The sequence below is a fragment of the archaeon CG10_big_fil_rev_8_21_14_0_10_43_11 genome, assembly GCA_002763265.1.
Taxonomy (GTDB): Archaea; Nanobdellota; Nanobdellia; order PEZQ01; family PEZQ01; genus PEZQ01.
In genome coordinates this window covers 67385-88711 of record PEZQ01000002.1, presented here as the reverse complement: position 1 = coordinate 88711, position 21327 = coordinate 67385, and the positions used below count along the sequence as shown (strand labels likewise).

Annotated in this window: 21 protein-coding genes; 8 read left to right on the top strand and 13 right to left on the bottom strand. The window is 42.8% G+C overall.

All coding sequences use genetic code 11. The features are described from left to right. Positions 1-4: 4 nt before the first annotated feature. On the top strand, positions 5-400 hold the full coding sequence (locus tag COT72_00685) for a small multi-drug resistant family protein (protein ID PIO00578.1): 396 nt from the start codon (positions 5-7) through the stop codon (positions 398-400). On the opposite strand, the gene COT72_00680 is transcribed toward COT72_00685, so the two are convergent. From COT72_00680 to COT72_00660, 5 genes are all read right to left on the bottom strand, one after another. Beyond that, complete coding sequence (locus COT72_00680; protein PIO00577.1) at positions 390-1238, bottom strand: protease HtpX; 849 nt, start codon at positions 1236-1238, stop codon at positions 390-392. The two genes, COT72_00685 and COT72_00680, sit on opposite strands and share 11 nt — an antisense overlap. 183 nt (positions 1239-1421) lie before the next feature. After that, a complete protein-coding gene (locus COT72_00675) occupies positions 1422-2489 on the bottom strand; it encodes a UDP-N-acetylglucosamine 2-epimerase (non-hydrolyzing) (protein ID PIO00576.1) in 1068 nt (355 codons plus the stop codon). 49 nt (positions 2490-2538) lie between these two features. Further along, a complete protein-coding gene (locus tag COT72_00670) occupies positions 2539-3570 on the bottom strand; it encodes a hypothetical protein (protein ID PIO00575.1) in 1032 nt (343 codons plus the stop codon). Between the two features lie 64 nt (positions 3571-3634). After that, positions 3635-4780 (bottom strand): hypothetical protein, encoded by a 1146-nt coding sequence (locus COT72_00665; protein PIO00574.1) that lies wholly within the window; start codon positions 4778-4780, stop codon positions 3635-3637. Then, a complete protein-coding gene (locus COT72_00660; protein PIO00573.1) occupies positions 4777-5880 on the bottom strand; it encodes a hypothetical protein in 1104 nt (367 codons plus the stop codon). The genes COT72_00665 and COT72_00660 overlap by 4 nt, the downstream gene beginning before the upstream one ends. Positions 5881-5938: 58 nt before the next feature. Between COT72_00660 and COT72_00655 the strand changes: the two genes are divergently transcribed. Continuing rightward, positions 5939-7360, top strand: a complete 1422-nt coding sequence (locus COT72_00655) for a hypothetical protein (protein PIO00572.1) — start codon at positions 5939-5941, stop codon at positions 7358-7360. On the opposite strand, the gene COT72_00650 is transcribed toward COT72_00655, so the two are convergent. Genes COT72_00650 through COT72_00640 form a run of 3 tightly spaced genes read right to left on the bottom strand, consistent with a single transcriptional unit; the run spans position 7347 to position 10459 of the window. Next, on the bottom strand, positions 7347-8435 hold the full coding sequence (locus tag COT72_00650; protein ID PIO00571.1) for a UDP-N-acetylglucosamine 2-epimerase (non-hydrolyzing): 1089 nt from the start codon (positions 8433-8435) through the stop codon (positions 7347-7349). The two genes, COT72_00655 and COT72_00650, sit on opposite strands and share 14 nt — an antisense overlap. Positions 8436-8443: 8 nt before the next feature. Then, positions 8444-9601, bottom strand: a complete 1158-nt coding sequence (locus COT72_00645; GenBank protein ID PIO00570.1) for a hypothetical protein — start codon at positions 9599-9601, stop codon at positions 8444-8446. 51 nt (positions 9602-9652) lie between these two features. Then, a complete protein-coding gene (locus COT72_00640) occupies positions 9653-10459 on the bottom strand; it encodes a hypothetical protein (GenBank protein ID PIO00569.1) in 807 nt (268 codons plus the stop codon). 60 nt (positions 10460-10519) lie between these two features. Here COT72_00640 and COT72_00635 point away from each other — a divergent pair, with 60 nt between their 5' ends. Beyond that, a complete protein-coding gene (locus COT72_00635; protein PIO00568.1) occupies positions 10520-11494 on the top strand; it encodes a hypothetical protein in 975 nt (324 codons plus the stop codon). Here the strand turns inward: COT72_00635 and mnmA are convergent. Then, positions 11482-12546, bottom strand: coding sequence for a tRNA 2-thiouridine(34) synthase MnmA (gene mnmA, locus COT72_00630; GenBank protein PIO00567.1), 1065 nt, complete (start codon positions 12544-12546; stop codon positions 11482-11484). The two genes, COT72_00635 and mnmA, sit on opposite strands and share 13 nt — an antisense overlap. 44 nt (positions 12547-12590) lie before the next feature. Next, complete coding sequence (locus tag COT72_00625; protein ID PIO00566.1) at positions 12591-14279, bottom strand: hypothetical protein; 1689 nt, start codon at positions 14277-14279, stop codon at positions 12591-12593. 96 nt (positions 14280-14375) lie between these two features. Between COT72_00625 and COT72_00620 the strand changes: the two genes are divergently transcribed. From COT72_00620 to COT72_00605, 4 genes are read left to right on the top strand one after another with little or no spacing between them, the layout of a single operon-like run. Next, a complete protein-coding gene (locus COT72_00620) occupies positions 14376-14735 on the top strand; it encodes a hypothetical protein (GenBank protein ID PIO00565.1) in 360 nt (119 codons plus the stop codon). A 31-nt stretch (positions 14736-14766) separates the two neighbouring features. Further along, positions 14767-15042, top strand: coding sequence for a hypothetical protein (locus COT72_00615; protein PIO00564.1), 276 nt, complete (start codon positions 14767-14769; stop codon positions 15040-15042). 42 nt (positions 15043-15084) lie between these two features. Further along, positions 15085-15816 (top strand): diphthine synthase, encoded by a 732-nt coding sequence (gene dph5, locus COT72_00610; GenBank protein ID PIO00563.1) that lies wholly within the window; start codon positions 15085-15087, stop codon positions 15814-15816. Continuing rightward, positions 15807-16655 (top strand): hypothetical protein, encoded by an 849-nt coding sequence (locus COT72_00605; protein PIO00562.1) that lies wholly within the window; start codon positions 15807-15809, stop codon positions 16653-16655. The genes dph5 and COT72_00605 overlap by 10 nt, the downstream gene beginning before the upstream one ends. On the opposite strand, the gene COT72_00600 is transcribed toward COT72_00605, so the two are convergent. Beyond that, positions 16636-17205 carry a hypothetical protein gene (locus COT72_00600; protein ID PIO00561.1) on the bottom strand — a complete coding sequence of 190 codons (570 nt, stop codon included), beginning with the start codon at positions 17203-17205 and terminating at the stop codon, positions 16636-16638. The genes COT72_00605 and COT72_00600 overlap by 20 nt on opposite strands. Before the next feature lie 41 nt (positions 17206-17246). On the opposite strand from COT72_00600, the gene COT72_00595 reads away from it, so the two are divergent. Next, positions 17247-17642, top strand: a complete 396-nt coding sequence (locus COT72_00595) for a hypothetical protein (protein PIO00560.1) — start codon at positions 17247-17249, stop codon at positions 17640-17642. Here the strand turns inward: COT72_00595 and COT72_00590 are convergent. Together COT72_00590 and COT72_00585 are read right to left on the bottom strand one after the other, a co-directional pair. Beyond that, positions 17625-18854, bottom strand: coding sequence for a hypothetical protein (locus tag COT72_00590; GenBank protein ID PIO00559.1), 1230 nt, complete (start codon positions 18852-18854; stop codon positions 17625-17627). The two genes, COT72_00595 and COT72_00590, sit on opposite strands and share 18 nt — an antisense overlap. Before the next feature lie 44 nt (positions 18855-18898). Beyond that, the gene (locus COT72_00585; GenBank protein PIO00558.1) at positions 18899-21112 is read right to left on the bottom strand and encodes a hypothetical protein; all 2214 of its coding nucleotides are present in this window, start codon (positions 21110-21112) and stop codon (positions 18899-18901) included. Between the last annotated feature and the right edge of the window lie 215 nt (positions 21113-21327).

The following is a 21327-nucleotide window of genomic DNA, read 5'->3' as shown; positions in this document are numbered from 1 at the left end:
AGTAATGGACAGCAGGGTGCTCGTTGTGGTTCTCGTTGTTATCAGTGTTACGCTTGGAAGTATTGGACAATTCTTCATGAAATATGGTATGAATCAGTACGGGCTTGTCTCGCTTTCATTGCAGGAACTTCCCCGCATCATACTCATGCTCTTCCAGCCGTTTGTGTTCACCGGTCTTGCTTTGTACGGGTTTTCTTCTATTCTCTGGCTTATTGTGTTGTCTCAAGCTGACTTATCATTTGTGTATCCTATGCTTGGTCTTGGATTCATATTTACCGCGCTTATTGGACGGTTTGCATTCAATGAAAGTTTTACCTGGGTCAAATTCATAGGATTAAGCGTGATTGTTCTTGGCGTAACCCTTATTGGTATTGGCACGCCAAGCAAAACTATATCTTAAATTCTTGACGAATTGTTTCAACACGTTTTGCAAGCGAAGGGTGTGTTGAGAACAGTTCTGAAAATGCGCCGCGAGAAAACGGGTTGACAATAAACAAATGCGCTGTTGCCGAACTTCCGTGCGTGCGCAAGCGCGGACCAAATTCAAGGGCTTCAAGCGCGCCAATCATTGCTTGAGGGCTTGTAAGGCGCGCACCACCCTTATCTGCCGCGTATTCGCGTGTTCTCGAAAGAGCAAAGCGGATAATAAGAGCAAGAATGGGAGTGATAATAATAAGAGCAAGAGACGCGAGCATGTCGCCAAGCGCGTTGTCCCGGTCGCGCGTGCCAAAGAGAAATCCTGAGTACCACGCCATGTTGCCAATCATGGATATCATGCCTGCAAGAATTGCAGCAACAGTTGAGATGAGCGTGTCACGATTCTTTACGTGCGTGAGCTCGTGTGCGAGCACTGCTTCAACATGTTGTTTTGGCAGCGTGTCAAGCAAGCGTTGGGTTACTGCAATTGCAGCGTGCTTTGGGCTGCGTCCGGTTGCAAATGCGTTAAGAACTGGTGTTGGAAGAAGGTAAACGCGGGGCATAGGAAGACGCGCTTTTACCACGAGTCGGGATACAAGCGCGTGGAGTTCGGGTTCTTGTTCTTGTGTGACCTCTCTGCCATGATAGAGCGCGATAACAATTCGGTCAGAATAAAAATAGGATATTACATTAATGACTGATGCAAACATAAAAGCAATAATAAGGCCGGTTGTTCCGGCAAAAAACGCGCCAAACGCGAGCAGGATGCCAGTGAGTACGCCAAGATAGAGCGTTGTTTTAAAAAGTGATGCAAACATCATTACATGAAATTAGAGTGTGTCTGTGTTTTTAGAGTTTACTCTTCTCCATGAAGGCTGTTTTCTTCTTTTATTGGTTTAGAAGTTTTTATGTAAGGGGTGTTTTTAAGGTATTTCTTCATAGAAGACTCATCCCAAAAGTACCTCTAAACAGGCAGGACAGGCACATAAATTTTCAGTTATACATTAATTTAGTGTCTGTATTAAATTCAGTATCCGTTCTGAAGACCGGCCATCACCATACGGCTGTTTCCAGTCAGGCTTCTTGTTAAGCATTATGTTCACCCCTTCAACAATGCCACTATAGGTTGTTCCACACAGATAATTTGAACCAATGTGCACGGTTTCTGGTCGCTCAGTGTTTTCCCGTATGGTAGCGCACGGAACACCCAATATACATGATTCTTCTTGCAGACCGCCTGAATCAGTTATCATAATCTTTGATTCGCTCATTGCCCTTAGAAAATCAAAATAACCCAAGGGGTCTATTAAGTTTAGTTTAATTTTTTTCAAAAGCCCAAATTTCTCCAGATTATTCCTTGTTCTGGGATGTATGGGAAAATAGAGTGGTAAACCATTATCAACAGAAATTGTATTGAGTGCGTTAACAAGCTCAAGCAATTTTTCTTTTCGATCAACATTTGCCGGTCTATGTAATGTAACCAGGCCATATGACTCATCAGGAATAATGCGCTCTCGTTTTTTGGCAAGAGGCAGATAATAATTAAGAGCATCAACAATCACGTTTCCTGTCAAAAAAATGCGGTCATCAGAAATATTTTCTTTTTTGAGGTGTTCAACTGCAATGGTTGTTGGTGCATAGCAATGGTTTGAAACTGCGTCAGTGAGGATTCTATTAATCTCTTCAGGCATTGTTCGGTCAAATGAGCGAATTCCTGCCTCAATATGACATACGCGTATCCCGCTTCGGTTCGCGCACAGTGCGCCTGCAAGAGCTGAATTCGTATCGCCCAAGATTACCATGGTATCAATATCTTTTTCTTTTATTAACCGTTCAAGTTTCAAAAGCATGGAACCAATCTGGTAATTGTGCGTGCCCGAACCGATGCCAAGATTGTAATCAATTGAGGGGAGTGCGAGCTCATCCATAAACTGACCGCTCATACTATATGAATAGTGCTGTCCCGTGTGTATAAGAGAAAATTCATCAGCATATTTCTGCTTTGACAAAAACATAAGTCTTGAAAGCTTCACGATTTCAGGACGCGTCCCAAAAAATATTCCTACATTCATTAGTATCACATAATAACCACGACAACAATTGTGTCTGTGTTTTTAGAGTTTACTCTTCTCCATGAAGGCTGTTTTCTTCTTTAAGCGTGGCATGCCAGTGTGCAATGGTTTTTTTGAGCCCCTCTTCATAACTGATAAGCGGCGTGTAGCCCATTGCCTGCAAACGTGACGGGTCGCCGCACAAGCGCCACAACTCGTTTGGTCGCGGCTTAAACGTATTCCAGCGAAGTTCAGGAGTAACACCATAATCTTGTTCAATTATTTTTGCAATTGTTTCTGCATGTTCTTTGATTGTTTTTTCCTTCTCAGTTGCAATAACTGTTACGTTTCCAATAGCATCAGGGTGCTCGCCAAGAAAAATAAACGCGTCAGCAACATTATCAACGTGGTTGAAGTCGCGCGTTGATTTTGGGGTGCCAAGGTCAACGCGACCATCTTTGAGCGCGTGATAAATCACTTTTTCCGTGATATAGTTTGCATCGTGTTTTCTGCCAAAGCTATTAAAGTTTCGAACACGAACGCAGGGAACGCCATATGATTCATAATACACCTGGCACATTAAATCACCTGCAAGTTTGCCAACCGCGTACGGGCTTGATGGTCTGAACGGTGAGTTCTCATTAAGAGGCATGTGTTCCTCGCCAAGATTGCCATACTGCTCGCTTGAACCTGCATACACAAAGCGTTCAACAGGGTATTCGCGCGCGGCTTCAAGAAGATTTGTTGTGCCAATCGCGTTTACGCGAAGCGTTTCAAGCGGGCGCTCAAAAGAGTAATGAACATGCGTGATTGCAGCCATGTGAAACACCACGTGCGGTCGCCAGTCACGAAATATTTTTCGAATAATGTTCTCATCATACAAGTCAGCGCGAAATATTTTGATGTTGCGAGCAATTGATTTGATATTTTGAAAATCATCAATACAAGTGAACGGTGCAAGACCGCTTACGATTGCGCCTTTTTCAACAAGCATTTCAGCAATTCTGCTGCCAATAAAGCCCGTAATGCCGGTGACAAGAACGCGCTTGTCTTTCCAGTATGACGCATCTTTTACAAATGTGTTTTTTTTCGTGGGCTCCATAGTAAATAACCTGCGTATTAAAGGAAGATAAAAAGTAAATTTATATATAAATATATGCCCAAACCTACACGTCAAGTGCAGCGTTGTAGAGCGCTTTGAGCGTTTTGTTTCGCACACCAATAGAGAATTTACCGTGCTCAACACTTGCGTGCGCGTCTTGTGCCATTGCTTTTCGTTTTTGCGGGCGCTCTGCCATCAGAATCATACAGGCTTCAATCTGCGCGGTTTCCTCATCAAAAGAGTGATTGCGAATATCTGCTGCATAGTCAAGCATGTGTTCATAGCGCGGTATAAGGTCATCATCATAATACGGCAGCGTTGGCGCATCAAATAACAATCCATTTTTTTTGTGCGCAACAATTTCCGGGTTTGAGCCAACACGGGCGGTGATAAGGGGCAGACCAAAGCTCATTGCTTCAATTGGCGCAGTTGCTGCTGACAGATAGTTTGGCTGTACAAACACGTGGGTTTGCATAAACAATTCAGAAAGTTTGCTCCATGAAAGTGGAGCGCTTATAACGCGAATCGCGTCATGTTCAACCTCTTTTTTCAGATAGTCGGGAATTGCTGAGCGAATAATAAGTTCAGTATCAGGATTAGTCTCATGCATACGCTTGAAAGCATGAATCACCTCCCTGCCTCCTTTGATTTCAAAATTGTGAGGAAAATTCATGCTGCCCATAAAAAAGAAGCGGGTCATGCCTGTTTCTTGTCGTTTTGCAGGTGCATTAAGAGGAACCGCAATATTGATAGTGCTTAGTTTTTCTTCAAACCGGCTTATGTCAAGGGTGCGCTCAAGGGTGCGTTTTCCTGCATCAGCGTACGTAATAATACCTTTGCACTGCTCACCTGAAAGGGCTTTTTCTATTTTTCGGTGATACACAGGGTCTCGCGCACGGGCAAGCCATCCTTTTGTAAAACCCACAAAGTCTCCTATGTGCTCAACATAGCCAAGAATCCAAGGCTTATTGGTGACCGGTATCATGCCGCCCGCGCTATGGACAAGCTCAGCATCAGTGGTAATAGGTATTTTGAGCGGCTCTTTGAATAGCGTATGCGCATGAAGATACGCGAAGCGTTTGAGCGAGTCAAAGCGGGATGATTTTGAAATAGTTGGTTTTGGAGGTACTATGTATTCAACACCCTTTGGAGGGTAGTCTACTATATATGTGTACAGGTTGTGACGTCCTCGCCGCAAATACACTTTCATTTGAGTGCTGCCTCATACACGCGTTTGAGTGTTTCATTTCGGTACGCAACTGAGAGCACGCCGTTTCTGACTTTTTCCTCACCAACACGACCCATAGTAGCGCGCATATCAGCATCATTAAAAAGAGTGCTCATTGCATGGGCAAGGTCTTTTTCAAATTCAGGAAATGAATTGTTTTCAATATCCAAAACAAACGCGGGCCATGAGGGGTATTGAAGCAGGTCACGCGTATCATGCCAGCTAATCGGGCTTTTGAGCACAATGCCTGCGCCTTCAACAAGCTCTTTTCCCGCGCACACCTCAACCGTGATAATAGGAAGACCCATGCTCATAGCTTCCATATACACAATGCCAAAGCTTTCTTTGTAGCTTGGAAACATAAACACATCTGCTTTGCTCATGTATTCAAGAACGCGTTCGCGTGAGAGTGTTGCAGGAACAATAGTTACATCAGGGTCGTTCTCATATTTTTGTGCGTACTCAGAGGGCATGTTACTTATCATAACCAGCTTTGCAGCATGCTTTTTTCGAAATAACTCAAAGGCATTAAGTGTTTCGCGACCTCCTTTCTCCAAAAATCGGACGCCAACAAAAAGAAAAGTAAAATCATCGTGTGCCTGTTTTGCAATAATGTCCATAGGCATTGCCGGGTAGAGAACCGTGAGTTTTTTGTTGATAATGTCGCTTTGAAAAAAGTTTTCAATGCTTCGTTTTGCTGCTTCACAATGGGGCATGATTGCTTTGCAATTATCCTTCTCAAGAATAGCCTGTATTTGTTTTTTGTGGGCAGGAAGTTTTGTGTGCGCGTGATTGACAAACCCGTACACATTTTCAGTATCAATTACCCACGTATCTTTTGTGTTAAGAAGAATGCCTGCAGTTGAATGAATCAAATCACAATCGGCGCGTGAGAGTCTTACTATTGGGGGGAAATATTTTGTGTACTGCGTCCATACTAAACGTTTGAGTTTTGCAAGCCGGCTTTTATCCTCGCGCCTAAGTGAAAGACGGGATATAACATAGTCAACACCGTGGGGCGGGTTTGAGAGAAATGAATCATACAATTGATGGCTTCCTTTGCGCAAAAGAACCCGTACCATACGTTAGATACACTTCAACAGTTAATTTATAAGTCTTGCTAAACCACATAGATGACATATGGGCGAAACCATTTCAAGCATAAAATACCTCACGATTTCACGGGGTATTGAGCTTGGTCTTGCGTTCTTTTTGAATGTTATCCTGTTTCGAACTCTTAGCACTGAAGGCATGGGTATTTACGCGTTGATTATTTCATTTGTTGCAATTGCACAAACACTCTCAGACGTGGGATTGGGCGAAGCTACTATGTATTATCTTGCAAAAAATGCACACAACCAAAAGCAGGCAAAAAAAGTGTTTGCAACCGGCTTTCTTTCTATTGGCGTGCTTGCCCTTATGTTTGCGCTTGGGTTAATCGTTGTTTCACCAGTTCTCGCGCGCATATACTCGATTAATGTGCTCTATTTTATTCTCTGTGGAGTTATGCTTTGTGCTGTTGTGGTAAAAGTGGGTCTAGACCAAGCGCTTGAAGCGCACAAGCACTTTAAGGCGCGAAGTTTGAGCGGTATTGTTTTTACTGCAAGCAGGTTCTCATCCGTGCTGTTTGTTATTCTTGGGCTTGGCACGTTTGGCGCGATAAGTGGCGAAGTTGTTGGACAGTTAGTGAGCATTATGCTTGCTTTTTTCGTGTTAAAAAAATTGTTTTCAGCACAGTTTTCGTGGAGCGTGCTGCGCACCTTGTTTTTGTATGGGCGAAAAATTGTTATGGGCACCTTCTTCAATCTGATTCAGGCGCATGGGGTTGTGCTTATTTTAGGATATTTCACCCTTTCGGGTAATGGCATTTTTGGCGCGCTTGCAAAGTTTACCATTCTTGTTACCTCATTTTCAGACAGCGTGCTTAAAGTCTTGTATCCGCGCATTGTTGAATTGCGCAAACAACCAATTGAATTGCTCTCCCAGTTTAACATCTTTTTCAAATACAACCTGATTCTTCCTATTTTCCTTGGCGGGATGAGTATTATTTTTGCAAAACCATTTTTGCATGTGGTGTATGGAAACAAGATTGTTGGTTCAGAACTGGTATTTGCTGTTATTATGCTGTCAGCAATTGTTGATGCAGTAAGCATTTTGTTTCACAAGCTCTTAACAGGCATGGCGCGCCCTGAGCTTCTTTCAAAAAGCATTGCGATAAAAGCAGTTGTTATCTTGTTTTTTGCAGTTATTCTTATCCCGCGCTATGAAGCTATGGGTGCTGCTGTAGCGGTTTTGATTGGCATGATACTTGGAAACGTGCTGCTTCTTTTCTTTAGCAAGCAAACACTGAAGTTTGCCTTTCCTCTTGGTGTGGCGCTCAAGTGTATTGGCGCGCTTTTGATTGTTGGTCTGGTGAGCATTCCCGTGTTACAAACCGCAAGTGACCTGATGAGTCTGGTTTTTGGCGCGTTTGTAGCACCCTTGTATTTTGTGATTCTTTTTGCATTTGGTGTCATTACAAAACAAGACCTGCGTTATCTAAAAACATTCATTTCTGGCTGAGACGGATTTCAAGAATATCAAGAATTGCTTGTGCTGACCGACCATCACCAAAAGGGTTTTTCCACACCGGCTTTTTTCCAAGCATTTTTTTAGTGCATAAAAGAATGCGTGACCCATCAGTTCCAGCAAGCATGTTTGAACCAATCTCAAGTGTTTCAGGTCGCTCAGTTGAATCGCGCATAGTAACACAGGGAACCCCGAGCACGCATGCTTCTTCTTGTAATCCTCCTGAGTCAGTGAGCACGAGTTTTGCATGGGCTTGAAGCGCAATCATATCAAGATATCCTACCGGGCCAATGGTCATAACACCTTTTGACAGGTCAAGACCAAAGCGTGCAAGTTTGTTTTTTGTGCGCGGATGAATAGGGTATACAAGAGGAAGATTTGTGTAGTCATGCACTTTCTTAAGACCGTCAAGAATGCCTTTCAAGCGTTTCTTGTCATCAACATTTTCTGCACGGTGCGCAGTCACAAGAAGGTATGCCTTATCTTTAAGCCCCTTGTCTTTGAGAATCGTGCTTTTTTGCTCTGCAAGAGCTTTGTTTTGTTTGATTGCATCAACAACCGTGTTTCCCGTAACAAAAAGGCGGGAAGGGTCAATTGCTTCTTCTTGAACATTTTTGCGCGTTTGTTTTGTTGGCAAAAACAAGTAATCAGAAATTTGGTCAGTTATGATTCTGTTAATTTCTTCAAGCATGCGAAGGTCGTGTGAGCGCAGTCCTGCTTCAACGTGACCAATAGGAATTGAACGCTTGTTTGCCCCAAGAGCACCTGCAAGAACTGAATTTGTATCGCCCTGTACAAGCACGACATCGGGTTTTTCTCTGTCAAGAATGTCAAGAATGCCTTGCACCATAAGACTCAACTGCACATGATAGGGTTTTCCTGCAACAGTTAAGTGATGTCGTGGCTGAGACAAATTAAGGTCTTCAAACATTTTTTTGTCAAGTTCATAAGAGTAATGCTGACCCGTGTGAAGAATAAAATGAGGAATAGCGCGCTCTTCACACGCGCGGATGATAGGCGCCATTTTTATGATTTCAGGACGCGTACCAATAATGATACATATTTTCATAATTGTGTTTATCCTCGCACGTGTTTTAAATATTCTTTTGCGCGTTGCGTGTGTGAATAATGTTCTTCAACAAGTTTTCGCGCGCGTTTGCCCATTTTTTTGAGAAGTGAGGGATGCTCTTTGAGTTCTTTTATTTTTTGCGCGATTTGTTTTGGGTTCTTATCATCAACAAGAAAACCGGTTTTTCCATCAATAACAATCTCTTTGAGACCACCAATGTTAGACGCAATAACCGGGATTGCACAGCTCATCGCTTCAAGAGCAGAAATTGAAGTTGCTTCCTCAACCCCCTTGATACTAATAGAAGGCACAAGCGCTACGTGCACGCGGTTAAGAAGCTGTGGCATTTCTTCGCGGGGTCGCCCATCAAGAAGGGTTACATTTGTTAGCTTGTTTTTTTCAATAACACGCATCAAGTCAGGTTTGGTTTGACCCTCGCCAACACAGATGAGCTCATAGCCTTTTGGCATGTATTTCATTGCTTCAACTGCAAACACGACCCCGTTTTTTTCAACAAACCGCCGTGCGCAAAGCGCGCTAAACGCTTTGTTTTTTACAAGCGGCAGAGGCTTGAAAAAATCAGTGTTAACAAAGTTTTTGAGCACAACAATTCCCGGGTCTTTTTTGAGAGTAGAAACAATGTAGTCTTTAATGCGTGAGTCAACACTAAAAATGCATGCTGCGCGTTTATAAGCGGCATGCTCTATTTTATAGAGAAGCCACGTGATAGGGCTTTTTTGGGGGAGTTTATTGTCTGCAATCTTTTCATCAACGTAGTAGCCATGCACAGTAAGTGAGACGCGCTTTCTAAAAAAAGTGCGAACCAAAAATGATGAGTGAAACGCAACTGCATCTTGGGTCATGTATAGGTCGTAGTGGTTTCGTACGTGTTTGTAGAGCACAAAAAAGTTCATGACAAAGATAAAAAAGAGTTCACGAAAAAGAATGAAGAGACTTGACATAAGGTGAAACGTGCGCGCTTGAGTGAGCGTGTCGCGATTCTTGTGGTATACTTTTTTTGGCGCGTTGATAATAACTGAGAGCGGAAATCCAAAACAGTCGGTTTTGTTTCCAAGCGCGTTGAGCCCGGCTTGCAGTTCCTGCATATGAGACGTCATGCCGCCAAGATGAGGATAGGTTGAAATAGTGTAGATAGCTATCTTCATAAGAGGGTACACATAACAGGACAGTATTAATAATTTTCCGCTTCAACACACTTAGAGAGTAGTGTCTCTTTTCTTGTCCCACCAATCAGCGTGGTAAACAACATCAAAATTGCTCATGAGCAATTTTTGTGTTTCAAAAAGAGAGGAGAACGTGCCAATATCACTAAACCACACATTTTCACGAAACGCAAAGCACGGTTCATTCTCAAAGATAAGGGCGCGTATAGCATCAGTAAGCTGTATCTCGCCATTGTGCGAGGGGGTGGTTTTTTCTATTGCATCAAAAATGCGCGGTGAGAATATGTACATGCCGACAATTGCAAAAAACAAGGTGTTTTCCTGCATAAAGGGTATGCGCTCAGTTTTATTTGGTTTTTCAAACACGTCAAGAATGCGGCCCGTCTCATCAACGCGCACCACACCAAAGCGGGAGGGGTCAGACACTTCTTTAACAAGCAGTGTTGCAGTAGCTCCTTTTTTTGTGTGAAACACACCCATGTTTGCAAGCGTGTTTTCAGGTGTGATAATGTTGTCTCCAAACAAAACAGCAAAATCATCAGTGCCAACAAAGTGCTTAGCATGCCACAGCGCGTGACCAACGCCGCGGGGCGTTTCTTGAAACGCGTATGACACATGCATCCCATAGCGTGCCCCGCTTCCAATCATGTCTTGAATAACGCCCTTTTTCAATCCAGTGATAACTTGCACATGCGGGATGCGCGCCTGTTTTGTCTGGTCAAGCGCGTAAAAAATAACCGGCTGCCTGCCAACAAGCAAGAGCTCCTTTGGAACGCCAAGAGTAAGGGGGTGAAGACGCGTACCCTTCCCTGCAGCAATGATAACTGCTTTAGAAAGCATGATAAGAGTCTAATAGAGCACAAGGATTAAAAAAGGATTTGTGTCGTACTAAATGTAGGTATGAAGGTTCTTAAAGCAAAGAAAGAAACAGCTGAAAAAACGCGTCAAAAACTTCTTGAGCGTGGCGCGCTTGACAAACGTTTTCGCATTAGAGCTGATGCGAGTTTTGTCTACTTTGCAGTAAAAAAAGGGGTGAATATCTCAGGCCTGGGAAACGTGGTACATAGCGCGCTTGAAGCACGTGAAAAAAAGACAAAGCACGCACCAGACAGGAAGGGTGTTGTAGCGCGCGCGCATGACGTGGTGGGGGATATTGTAGTGCTTGAATCAGAAAAAAACGCGCGGGAATTAAAAGATGTTGCACAACAGTATCTTGATTTTTATAAGAGTGCAAAAACCGTTGTTGCGAAAAGCACAAAAACAAGCGGAGAGTTTCGTGTACGCCACGTTCGTCATGTTGCTGGCGAGAAAAAAACAAAAACACTTCACAAAGAAAACGGGTGCGTATTTTTTGTTGACCTTAATACTGTATTTTACACCCCTCGCTTAAGCGGGGAGCGCAAGCGTATTCTCGAACAAGTAAAAAATGGGGAGCGCGTAGTTGACATGTTTTCAGGCGTAGGGCCGTATATTATTCCTATTGCAAAGTTCAGAAATGTTGAAGCGTATGCTAATGACAAAAATCCAGACGCATACAAACTACTAGTGGAAAATGCAGCAAAAAACAAAGTGTCAATTGCCTGCTCAAACAAGGATGCAGAAAATCTTGCAATCAAAAACGCAGACCGCATTCTTATGAACCTGCCAAAAGATAGTGAAGCATTTCTTGATGCTGCGTTTAAGATGAGCAAAAATGGAACCGTTGTTCACTTCTATCACTTTAGCGGAGAAGAAGACTTATTTGAAACACAAAAAAAACAAATCATCAAAAAAGCAAAAGAGTATGGTTTTTCAGTGAAATTTTTGCGTGAAGCAAAAGCAGGTGAGATTGGTATCAGACAGTATCGCGTTGTTATTGATTTTCAGCTTTTCTGAGCATCAGTAATAACCCCGCACCCATAACAATACTTCTCATGATAGAATACAATAAACTGTCCTGGCGCAAGTCCTTGGTCTTTTGCTGAAATAGTGAGGGTATACGTATCATGTTCTTGTGAGAGTTTTGACTGGTAAAAGACCGGACCATGCCGAATTTTTACTTTGAGATTGCTGAGGTTTTCCGGCTTTTGTGGGATCCAGTTGAGGTTTGCAAGCATGGCTTCTTTTCGTTCTTTTGAAAATGAATCATACCCATTTGTCACAAAAACCTCGTTTGTGCGTGGATTTTTATAGACCACGTACCACGGACCGCCGCCAAGGCGCAGACCTTTTCTTTGTCCGCGCGTAAAGTTCCAATAACCTTTGTGCGTGCCAAGAACTGTGTTTGTTTTTGCATCAATAATATTTCCTTTTTTCTCGCCAAAGTAGTGTTTTAAAAAATCAGTGTAACGGATTTTTCCAAGAAAACAAATGCCCTGGCTGTCTTTTCTGTTTTTGCTTGGTAAATCAAGCTCGTGTGCGATTCTTCTCACTTCTTTTTTTGTGAGGTTAGCAAGAGGAAATACAATTCGGGCAAGCTGGGTTTGTGAAAGATGAGCTAAAAAGTAGGTTTGGTCTTTTACCGGGTCGGGGTTTTGCTTCAAATAAAACAGTCCTTCTTTTTCTTCGATGCCTGCGTAGTGGCCTGTTGCCACTTTTTTGTAAGTTGTATCAATGCGTTTGAGAAATGCATCAAACTTGATGCGCGCATTGCAGAGCATATCGGGATTTGGTGTTCTTCCCTGTTTTACTTCTTTGAGCGTGTAGGAAACAACCGTGTCAAAGTATTCTTTTTGTAGGTTTATAATAGTAAACGGAACTCTTAGCTGTTTGCAGGTTTTTTGCACATATTCTAGGTCTTCTTCCCAGGGACAATTTCCAAGATAGGAAAGCTCATCTTCAAGCCAGATTTTAAGATAGAACGCGTGCACGTCATGGCCTTGTTGTTGAAGCAGCGCGAGCGCTACTGAACTGTCAACGCCGCCTGAAACAAGACATGCAATTTTCATGCTAGAAACACAAGCAGAGTGAGGGGTTTAAAAACTTAATCATTTCATCCCCGTGGTCTTTGCGGGACTATGCTTAGTTGTGCAATAATCGATGCATTCTCTCCAAGTTCATGAGAAAGCTGCTCTTTGACTTGGGTTTCAAGAGCAGTCTTATCAATGACTTCTGTCTTGATTAATTGAAGAAGTTTTTGCTTTGCCATATTCGCGATTTGTCTGGCAGAATCGCCTTCAACAGGTTGAGAAAACCATAATTGTGCTGCAGCACCAATTGTTCCGGTTTCGTTTCGAGAAACATCAAATCCAATTACCCGTACTGGTTTAGAAACAGCAGCTTGCTGTGGGCTAGTTGCGGTTTGGGAGGATTGGTTTTGGTGGGTCTCTGCTATTTTTTGTTGGGCAGAACCTACATCTGCTTTTTGTTCGTGCTCTGCGCCCGCTATTCCTTGAGCAACGCCTTCTTGAATGTTTAGCTGAGGTTCTTGTGTTGTTGCACCAATGATTTTGTCAACAACAGCGCCTAACTTATCGGCATGAACCTTTGAGACCTTGAGAATACGCGCGATTTGTGAAAGGTTTTCAAGAGCAGTGCTTACTGCATGTGACATTGAACGCAGATTGTTTGCATAGACACCAAGCGCTTGTTTAAATGATTGAAGATGGGTTACCCATATGTTCAGCTGAGGTGTGTAGTGAGTAACCGAATCTTTTGTTTGAAGAGGTGTTGAGAACAGTTTTGCGCAAAGTTCTTTTCGTTGGGAAAGCGTTTGAGTCAGGTTCATGCTTAGTGGAAGCAGTGATGAAAGTGAACGGTACTCTCCAATCATAGTGTTATGTTCATTTTTGATTGCAGAGTTCATTGCATCCAAAAGGGAGGGTATTTTGCCAATGTGTTCAAGGGAGGTGCTTAATTTTGCGTGCTGTTTTTGGAGCTTTTTTGTCTTTTTTTGGTTTTTTTCCTGAGCTATTTTTTGCTGGATTTCTTCAAGCTCTTTTTGGATGTGCGGGGCTTGTTGTTGAATATTTGCTTTAAGTTGTTCAAGAATTTGCATAAGCACCTGGTCTTCGCGAACTGAAATTTTTGTTGAGTATGCTTCGTTTCGTATTTCTTGTGAAATCTGTGCAACGTGAGTCTCTTCGTTTGTTATTGTGTGCATGATAAATTCACGTTCTGCATTGATGTGGGGTTGTGCACGTTTTTGTGCGTCAGTGGTGTACACACTCAGGCGGCCAAGGCTTTTTGCTTCATCTTCAAGTAATGCATTGATTTCTTCAATGTGGTCATAGACAGTAACAAAGAATGAAAGTTCAAGGGCTTCAAATTCTTTGAGAATGTGCGCAAGTGGCTCAACTGCTTTTGAAAACTCTTCAAGGTCATGTTTTTTTGAAATCTGATGCAATCGCTTAAGCTGCTTTCTGATATCTTTTGTGATTTTTTCAGGATGTTTGCGCAATCTGCGCGGAAGCAAATTTCGCAATAACTTTTTTGACTTCTTTTTTGCTTTTCTTGGGCTAAAACCGCGCTGGCCAAGGCGTGTGAATCTGCGCTTCCAACCAAGCAAACGCCGGCGCGGGCCAGTAAGCAAGCCAAGCAATCTTGACTGTGGGTTTCGTTGATAGCTTCCTTCTGCAGCTTTGCCAACAAATATAATCATAATGCCAACGAGCACAAAAAAACCGCCTATTGCAATAAAGCCGCCAACAGGACTGGTAAAAAGAGAATCAAACAATGCCATTTCTAGTATATTCTTTATGTGCGCACATATAATTGTTTCCGCGCGCGTTACGCGAGTGTTTATAAGGTTTGGAGGAAATATGAATAGTAGAGGGATATGACAAATACGCTCTTGTTATTCATGACTGGTTTTGTCCCGCCAATTCTTGCGGCGCTACTTATTGTTGCTGGCATGTATATGTACTTTGAGCGCCAGGAAAAAGCAAAACAGCAAAAACGCGGGCAAGAGCAGACGCCCCAATCCTTTTCTTCAGGTATGGTAAGTGCAAGCTCTCAGCTTGAAGAACAAACAAAAAAACAGGAGTGGCTCGCCTACGCGCAGAAGCTTGAACAATACGCCGCCCAGGTTGAAGCAAACGCGCAGGACGCGCCAAATCAAGCGCAGCTTATTTCATACGCGCAACGCTTGCGGGACTATGCAAAACGTATCAGAACACAAATAGCAAGCACGCAATGAGTTTTTTAATGCAAACACGCACAAAAAAGATATGCGTAAGAAATATTTTAAAGATGAGCATGGCGAGTGGAAATTTGTGAGTCTTAGTGATGATGAAGAAACGGCGCTCACACACCGTTTTGTAAAAGAATATATTGAGTTACTTCATTTAATTGAAGAAAAGGTTGACAAAAAAGACCAAGCCTATGTCAAACTCATATTTGACAAACTTGCCCGGCCTGCTCACTACAAATTTGAGGAATTTCTTGAAGCGCGTAGAGATGATGTGTTATACGCAAAAAAAAAGCAGACGCCAAACATAATATAAGCGTGCACGCACCATAACTCTACGTACGGAAAAAAGGATGCTATGTTAGTATTGGTTGGGCTTGGACTTGCAAGTGAAAAGGATTTGACTATTCAAGGAATTGAAGCATTAAACGCATGCACGGAGGTATATTTAGAAGCCTATACCGGAAGCGCGCCTGACCTTGACATACAAAAATTAGAGCGCACAATTGGAAAAACAGTTGCTCTTCTGGGTCGTGGTGAAGTTGAAAGCACGCTTCTAATCGAGCTTGCCAAAAAAAAGCGTGTAGGCCTTATTGTTGTTGGCGACCCACTTTGTGCAACCACACATGAGGATTTACAACTTGAAGCGCGCGCAGCAAAAATCGGCGTTCGCGTGATTCATAATGCAAGCATTCTCAGCGCAATAGGCGAAGTGGGATTGCAGATGTATAAGTTTGGAAAAACAATCAGCATTCCGTTTTGGCAGGATACGTTCAAGCCAACTTCTTTTTTGGATATTCTTGAACAAAACAGAAGCATAGACGCACACACGCTTGTATTGCTTGATTTAGATGTGGCAAAAAACACGTTCATGCAGGTGAGTGAAGCCCTTGAGCGCCTGCTCTTAGACAAGCGGGTAACGCACAAAACAAAAATTGTGGTGGTATCGCGTCTTGGAAGCGCACACCAAAAAATTGTGTACGCGCCAATTAGTGTATTGATGAAAAAAAGATTTATCGGGCCAAACGCGCTTATTATTCCAGGAACACTCCATTTTAGGGAAGAAGAATCTCTCGAGGCATGGGCATGATTGATATTATTGCAACGTGGACAGCAGTAGTCGGGTTTGGTTTAGCTTCGCTGCATGATATTAAAACGCGTGAAGTCCCCGACCTGCTCTCCTATGGTTTAATTGCACTTGGCGTATTTTACCAGTTTGAGCGTGCGATTATTCAAGGAGCTGTTAATGAAGCGGCAATAAGCATCTTATTTGGTGCTGGTGCCTTCGTGTTTGGTTATACTATGTATCGTCTCAAGCAGTGGGGCGGGGCTGATACCAAACTGCTTGTTGCGCTTGGTTTATTGCTTGGCATGAACGCAGGCATACCCCTCTTCATCCTGTTTTTTATCAATTTCCTGTGGGTTGGTGCAGTGTATGGTCTTGTTACCACACTGCTTATCATGATACTAAAAAGAAAAACGTATGTTGCACAAGTAAAAAAAGATTATCAAAAATACAAGCGGTCAATTGGTCTTAGTCTAGCGGTTATTCTGTCAAGCGTTGTGTTCTGGATTATTCTGCGCGATATTGTGTTTGCAGGCGTGCTTTGTTTTATTGGCACACTCTGGCTTATGAGTATTCTGCTTCGCTCAGCAAACGTGCTCATGATAAAACACATCACGCTTGACGCACTTACTGAAGGAGATTGGGTGATTGACAAGGTTAAAAGGGAAAAGAATATTCTCTACGACCCAAAAAAGAGTGTTGCAGTGACGCTCAAAGATATCAAAACAATGAAGGACGCGGGTATAACGCACGTGCGTATCATGGAAGGCGTTCCTTTTGTGCCCTCATTTTTTATTGCACTGCTGGTAACTCTTGTTAATCCCTATGCAACCTTGTTTGTGCTTACGCAACTGGTCGTCTAAACGTCTCAGGCTTCTTCTCTTCTTGTTTTTGCTCTTCTTTTTTGGTTTGCTCGCTTTTTTGCGCTGGAGCATCGCCTTTTTGAACCTGCACGATATCATCCATATTGTCTTTAATTTTTTCGCGCGCTTCACCAAATTTACGGTTCATAATGTCTTGCAATTGTTTATAAAAGGTTACGAGTTCTTCTTGCGCAAATTGTTTTGGATTCCACTGAATAGCAAGCTCCTCAGAATCTGAAACCGGAATAAGGTGTATTGTAAAGTGGTCTGTTTGCTGGTTTTTTACCTCGCCGATACTCATAACAATGTTGAACCCTTTTGGCGAAACTGCCTCCTGGAGCATACCTGAGAAAAAACGCACAACACTCATGATGTTTAGATACTCTTGGGGAGGAATCTGCTCAAGGGTGGTGTAGTGTTTTTTTGAGAAAATAATAACATGTCCAAGCGAGGCAGGTCTGATTTCAAGACTTGCAATAACTCCTTGATCTTCATAGATTTTTGAGGTCTGAACCTCTCCTTGTGTGATTTTGCAAAAAATGCATTCCATAGCAAACGTTAAAAAAGAACCCGTTTTTAAATGTTGTTGTTATGAGTCTCAAGGATGTTCAAAATGCGATTCTCTCGCAAAAGGAATCAGCATTTGCAAAAACAGGCGCGCAAAAAAGTCTTGAAGAAAACGCGCAAAACCACTACAAAATGGCTAATGTATTTGTGCGCAGCAAGAATTATGCAAACGCATTCTTCATGTATTTTACCAGTTTAGGGGAATACGCGCAACTATATGTGAGTAAAAAACTTAATGTTGAACTTGACGCGCGTGACGCTATTGAGTTTCTTTCAAAAAGCAAGCGCTTTAGTTTCACTCCAGAAGGAATGAACACATTGTTTGCTAAAAAAGAAGAAGTCTCAATGCGGCATAAAATGGAACGAACTGACTGTGACCACATAAAAAAATATGTGATGAGCTTACGAAAAGCGCTCTAAAGCATCTAACAGAAAAACAAAAAACGCTTCTTTTGCATCAGACAGAGTGCGCTCAACATCAACACACACGTGCCCGCCATAGGAGTACGGACCGCGAATGCTTTTTCCCGCCCACCGTTTGACAAAGAGGTTTGCATGTTTTTTCATGTGTTTTGGGGGGCCAATCACGCGTTTGATAAGCGGAATAAAACGTGAGGGAAACACCGCATATACCCTGACATAGTTTGTGTCAGGGATAAAACCAAGAGCAAGGATAGTAAAATCAAGGAGTTCAAGTTTTTTGTTGAGTTTTCGAAGAGCGCGATGCAATTTTGCAAGATAAATATCTTTTTTCCCAGTAATGCGGAGATTTTTTGATACGAAAAAGTGGTTCTCTTTTTTTGCCTGCGCACGAAGTAAGGGAAGCGTGAGCGCGTCTTCAAAGAGTTTTTTTGACGGGTTGTCAAGAAAGGCGCGGCTTATTTTTTTAAGATAATTAAAATTGCGTTTTGAAAGCGCGCTTGCAGCGTTGCGCGTTTTTTGCGTGGGGTCAATGAGAATAAGGGGTGAGTGTTTGCTTTTTGATAGGGCGCGCTTTGCCGGTTCTTTTCCGCTGTAGTGCTTTGCGGGGTCAACAAATGCATCTTCACCCCAGTTTGCAATATGACGGAGTGCTGATGTAAATGAACCATAGTAGATAACAAGCAACTCCAAGACATACCCGCTTATGCCAGAAATGTATGATTCAGCACCATACACATGATGTGCCTTGCACAGTGCTTTGAAAAGACGAACATCATCCACGTTTTTGAGGTGTTTTGTCACATAGGCTACGTGAAGAGGTGATGCATCCATAATGTTTTGCGCGTGGTCTGGGTGTGTGATGTTAAACACAGGAATAACTTCAAAGTGCAGCGCTTTGTGCGTGAATAAAAAATAATCGCGCGAACCGTGAATAGTCTTAGGTTTGAAGGGTGCGCACGCGCGTTTTGCGAGTTCGCTTATATTATTGGTGCCTAACGGAAACCTGATAAAAAGGTCAACGTCTTTATCATTTTTTAGATAGGTTTGTTTTGCAAAACTTCCACCAACCATGACTTGTGCAGACTGGTTTTGAGCACTCAGATTTTTTGTGAGCGTGCTAACCACGTGCTCAATGATTTTTTTGTCCTTGCGATGCTCTGATGAAGTGGGTGTACTCTTTTTGAGAATCGTGTCAAGCACGCGTTGCATAGTCTTAAGAGGGGTAGTTTGTGTTTATTAATGCCACGCAGAAGTTATAACTGTAATTCGTCAAAACCATTGAAAAAAAAGTCATCCGAATCAGTATCATCACTCTCGCTTTCACGCGATGCGTCTTCATCATTTTTTTTGGCATCTGACTCGTCAAAAAAAGAAGGCGCTTCTTTGTTTTCATCAAGTGAACCATACCGTGGAAGCTCTGGCTCTGTGGCATCCTCTTCTTCAGGTTCTTCAGATTCTTCGCCAAAAAACGGCGTGTTTGAAGGTTTGTGTTCTTCTTTTTGCTCGCTGCGCGCGCGGGGTTGAGCTTCGCGCAGGTCTGATGAGCCTGCAGGAATATGCTTAACAAAATCGTCAACGCTTCCTGCGTAGTGCAATACTTCTTTAAGTTTGAGTGCAGTGTCATGTTGAGACGTGTGTCCAGGCACAATACTCATGTACTGCGCTGTTTTTTCTGCAACTACATTTTTTGGTCCTGAAATAATAGCACCATCAACAATGCCAATGGCAAGTTCAAGTTCAATAGTATACACATAGTTTCTTCTGCCATAAATCATGAAACTTCCTTTTTGGAGTCCGCCCTCTTTTGCGACCTGAGAAGGTTCAACCCAGTAGACGTCAGTAGTGCCCAGGCCTTCACGCCACACGCGCGAATGGGAGCCAACAAAAATAGCTGCCTGCACAATCTCATCAGGCGTTTGTTCCCCTTGAGCTTGCAGCAAACCAAAAGGCGAGCCAAAAATATCTGCATGAAACACTATGTCAGAATCGTTCATGTAGCGTTTAATGAGCAATTCATTCGTGTCAGCGTCTTTTCCGCACACAACAAGATGTCCTTGAGAAGTGTAGAAATGTTTGAATTGTTCAAACCACGCTACTGATGTGGGCTTGGGAAGTGCGTGGCGAGGCACTTCGTGGGAAGCAAGTTCGGGCAGGGGTTGTGTGCGCAGTTCTTCAATTTTTTGTTGAGTTGAATGGGCGTGTTCTTGTGCAATTTCTGCTTTTGTTTCAAGCTTTTTTGCCTGCTCATACACGCTGGTTAATTGTTTGCCCGCACTCTCAAAAAGCGCAATACGCAGTTCGGGTTCGGTGTCAAGAATCACTTCTTTAGTAACCGGGTCAATTTGTTTAACCATTTTCGCGGCTTCAATGCCATTTTTTCGGTCGTTTTCAAGCTTTTGCTCAATATCAGACCATGAATCGCCGCGGTCTCGCGCACTGTTAATCGCGTTTCGTATACTCTCAATAAAGTCAATCCGGGAGAGCATGCTCTGCGCGCTTTCGCGTTTTTTTGCCGCAGTATCCCCATATGCACGAACTGTTTCAACTTGGTGTTTATGTATTGCTTCAAATTTTCCTGTTTGTTTTGATTGTTCTGCTTGTTTTTGTGCAAGAACATCTTCAACAATCATATGGGTATAGTACTCGTCAAGCGCTTCGTTAAAGGATGAAACCTTTTTTGACTCTGCGTTTGCATAAATCTCAAACGCTGCGGGCGAGAAGTCAGCAGGTTTTCCAGACTCAAGAATAACAAAGGGATTATAGGGTTTGTATTTAAGCAAGCGCACGAGCTCGTCAAGTACTTTATAGAGGGTGTCATATTCTTCTTTTCCCAGCTGTAACAGCGGCGTTTCTCGCAAGACATGTGCGCGTGCGCACAGTTCTTCTGCATATTTTCCGCCAAGACCAAGTGACGAAGCAAGTGCTTTGACCACCGTGTCTTTGCCTGATGCCATAAGGGCGCGTTTAAACGTAAGCGAATTCACGCTAAGACCTGAAATAAAGGGCTCAGGAGGCTCATAGACTTTGTGGACAATAAGTTTTCGGTCGTTAAAGATTTGAACGTGTTGAAGAGCAATAATTTTATAGTCTCCTTCACATAGCAGCACGTTTCCTGGCGAGAAGAGTTCAGAGACAAGAATGCGCGGTCCTTCTTTTGTTTCAAAATGTATCTCAATAATGCGGTCTTCTCGTCGTTGTTTTACACTCTTCACACTCGCGCCTCGCAAGTGTTTTCGCAAAAACATGCAAAAGTGGGGCGGAAAATTGGTGTAATCTTTTTTGCTTTTTGTAAAAAAAGCAGCAACACCACTAATGATGCGAAAGAATATTTTACCATATTGTCGATGATGGAACACAAAGAGAAGTTCGCCTTTTTTTGGTTGGTAAATTTTTTCAACGCGGGCGTCTTTGAGTGCTTGAAGTTCGCGTACGATACAAAAAAGGTCAATTGATGTGATATGTTTCATAACTGTTCAATACCTGCAATCCAAACACATGCGCCACGAGTTCTGCACGCATGCTACACCGCGTGTTTGCGTTGATTTTTGAGCCCTACAACGAATAAAAACGTTTGTGTAATGAAACGGGCATGATAGATTAAGACATTTTTAACTTCGTAGCCGAGAAGTCTCCTTTTGTAAGAGGGGAGATGAAAGGCTACCATAATTATTATGATATATGA

Excerpts from the sequence above, each read along its gene's own strand:
- COT72_00670 (PIO00575.1), bottom strand. The coding sequence starts at position 3,570 with ATGGAGCCCACGAAAAAAAACACATTTGTAAAAGATGCGTCATACTGG.
- COT72_00585 (PIO00558.1), bottom strand. The coding sequence starts at position 21,112 with ATGAAACATATCACATCAATTGACCTTTTTTGTATCGTACGCGAACTT.
- COT72_00615 (PIO00564.1), top strand. The coding sequence starts at position 14,767 with ATGCGTAAGAAATATTTTAAAGATGAGCATGGCGAGTGGAAATTTGTG.
- COT72_00645 (PIO00570.1), bottom strand. The coding sequence starts at position 9,601 with ATGAAGATAGCTATCTACACTATTTCAACCTATCCTCATCTTGGCGGC.
- COT72_00635 (PIO00568.1), top strand. The coding sequence starts at position 10,520 with ATGAAGGTTCTTAAAGCAAAGAAAGAAACAGCTGAAAAAACGCGTCAA.
- COT72_00625 (PIO00566.1), bottom strand. The coding sequence starts at position 14,279 with ATGGCATTGTTTGATTCTCTTTTTACCAGTCCTGTTGGCGGCTTTATT.
- COT72_00680 (PIO00577.1), bottom strand. The coding sequence starts at position 1,238 with ATGATGTTTGCATCACTTTTTAAAACAACGCTCTATCTTGGCGTACTC.
- COT72_00685 (PIO00578.1), top strand. The coding sequence starts at position 5 with ATGGACAGCAGGGTGCTCGTTGTGGTTCTCGTTGTTATCAGTGTTACG.
- COT72_00590 (PIO00559.1), bottom strand. The coding sequence starts at position 18,854 with ATGCAACGCGTGCTTGACACGATTCTCAAAAAGAGTACACCCACTTCA.
- COT72_00595 (PIO00560.1), top strand. The coding sequence starts at position 17,247 with ATGAGTCTCAAGGATGTTCAAAATGCGATTCTCTCGCAAAAGGAATCA.
- COT72_00620 (PIO00565.1), top strand. The coding sequence starts at position 14,376 with ATGACAAATACGCTCTTGTTATTCATGACTGGTTTTGTCCCGCCAATT.
- COT72_00650 (PIO00571.1), bottom strand. The coding sequence starts at position 8,435 with ATGAAAATATGTATCATTATTGGTACGCGTCCTGAAATCATAAAAATG.
- COT72_00660 (PIO00573.1), bottom strand. The coding sequence starts at position 5,880 with ATGGTACGGGTTCTTTTGCGCAAAGGAAGCCATCAATTGTATGATTCA.
- COT72_00640 (PIO00569.1), bottom strand. The coding sequence starts at position 10,459 with ATGCTTTCTAAAGCAGTTATCATTGCTGCAGGGAAGGGTACGCGTCTT.
- COT72_00655 (PIO00572.1), top strand. The coding sequence starts at position 5,939 with ATGGGCGAAACCATTTCAAGCATAAAATACCTCACGATTTCACGGGGT.
- dph5 (PIO00563.1), top strand. The coding sequence starts at position 15,085 with ATGTTAGTATTGGTTGGGCTTGGACTTGCAAGTGAAAAGGATTTGACT.
- COT72_00600 (PIO00561.1), bottom strand. The coding sequence starts at position 17,205 with ATGGAATGCATTTTTTGCAAAATCACACAAGGAGAGGTTCAGACCTCA.
- COT72_00605 (PIO00562.1), top strand. The coding sequence starts at position 15,807 with ATGGGCATGATTGATATTATTGCAACGTGGACAGCAGTAGTCGGGTTT.
- mnmA (PIO00567.1), bottom strand. The coding sequence starts at position 12,546 with ATGAAAATTGCATGTCTTGTTTCAGGCGGCGTTGACAGTTCAGTAGCG.
- COT72_00675 (PIO00576.1), bottom strand. The coding sequence starts at position 2,489 with ATGAATGTAGGAATATTTTTTGGGACGCGTCCTGAAATCGTGAAGCTT.
- COT72_00665 (PIO00574.1), bottom strand. The coding sequence starts at position 4,780 with ATGAAAGTGTATTTGCGGCGAGGACGTCACAACCTGTACACATATATA.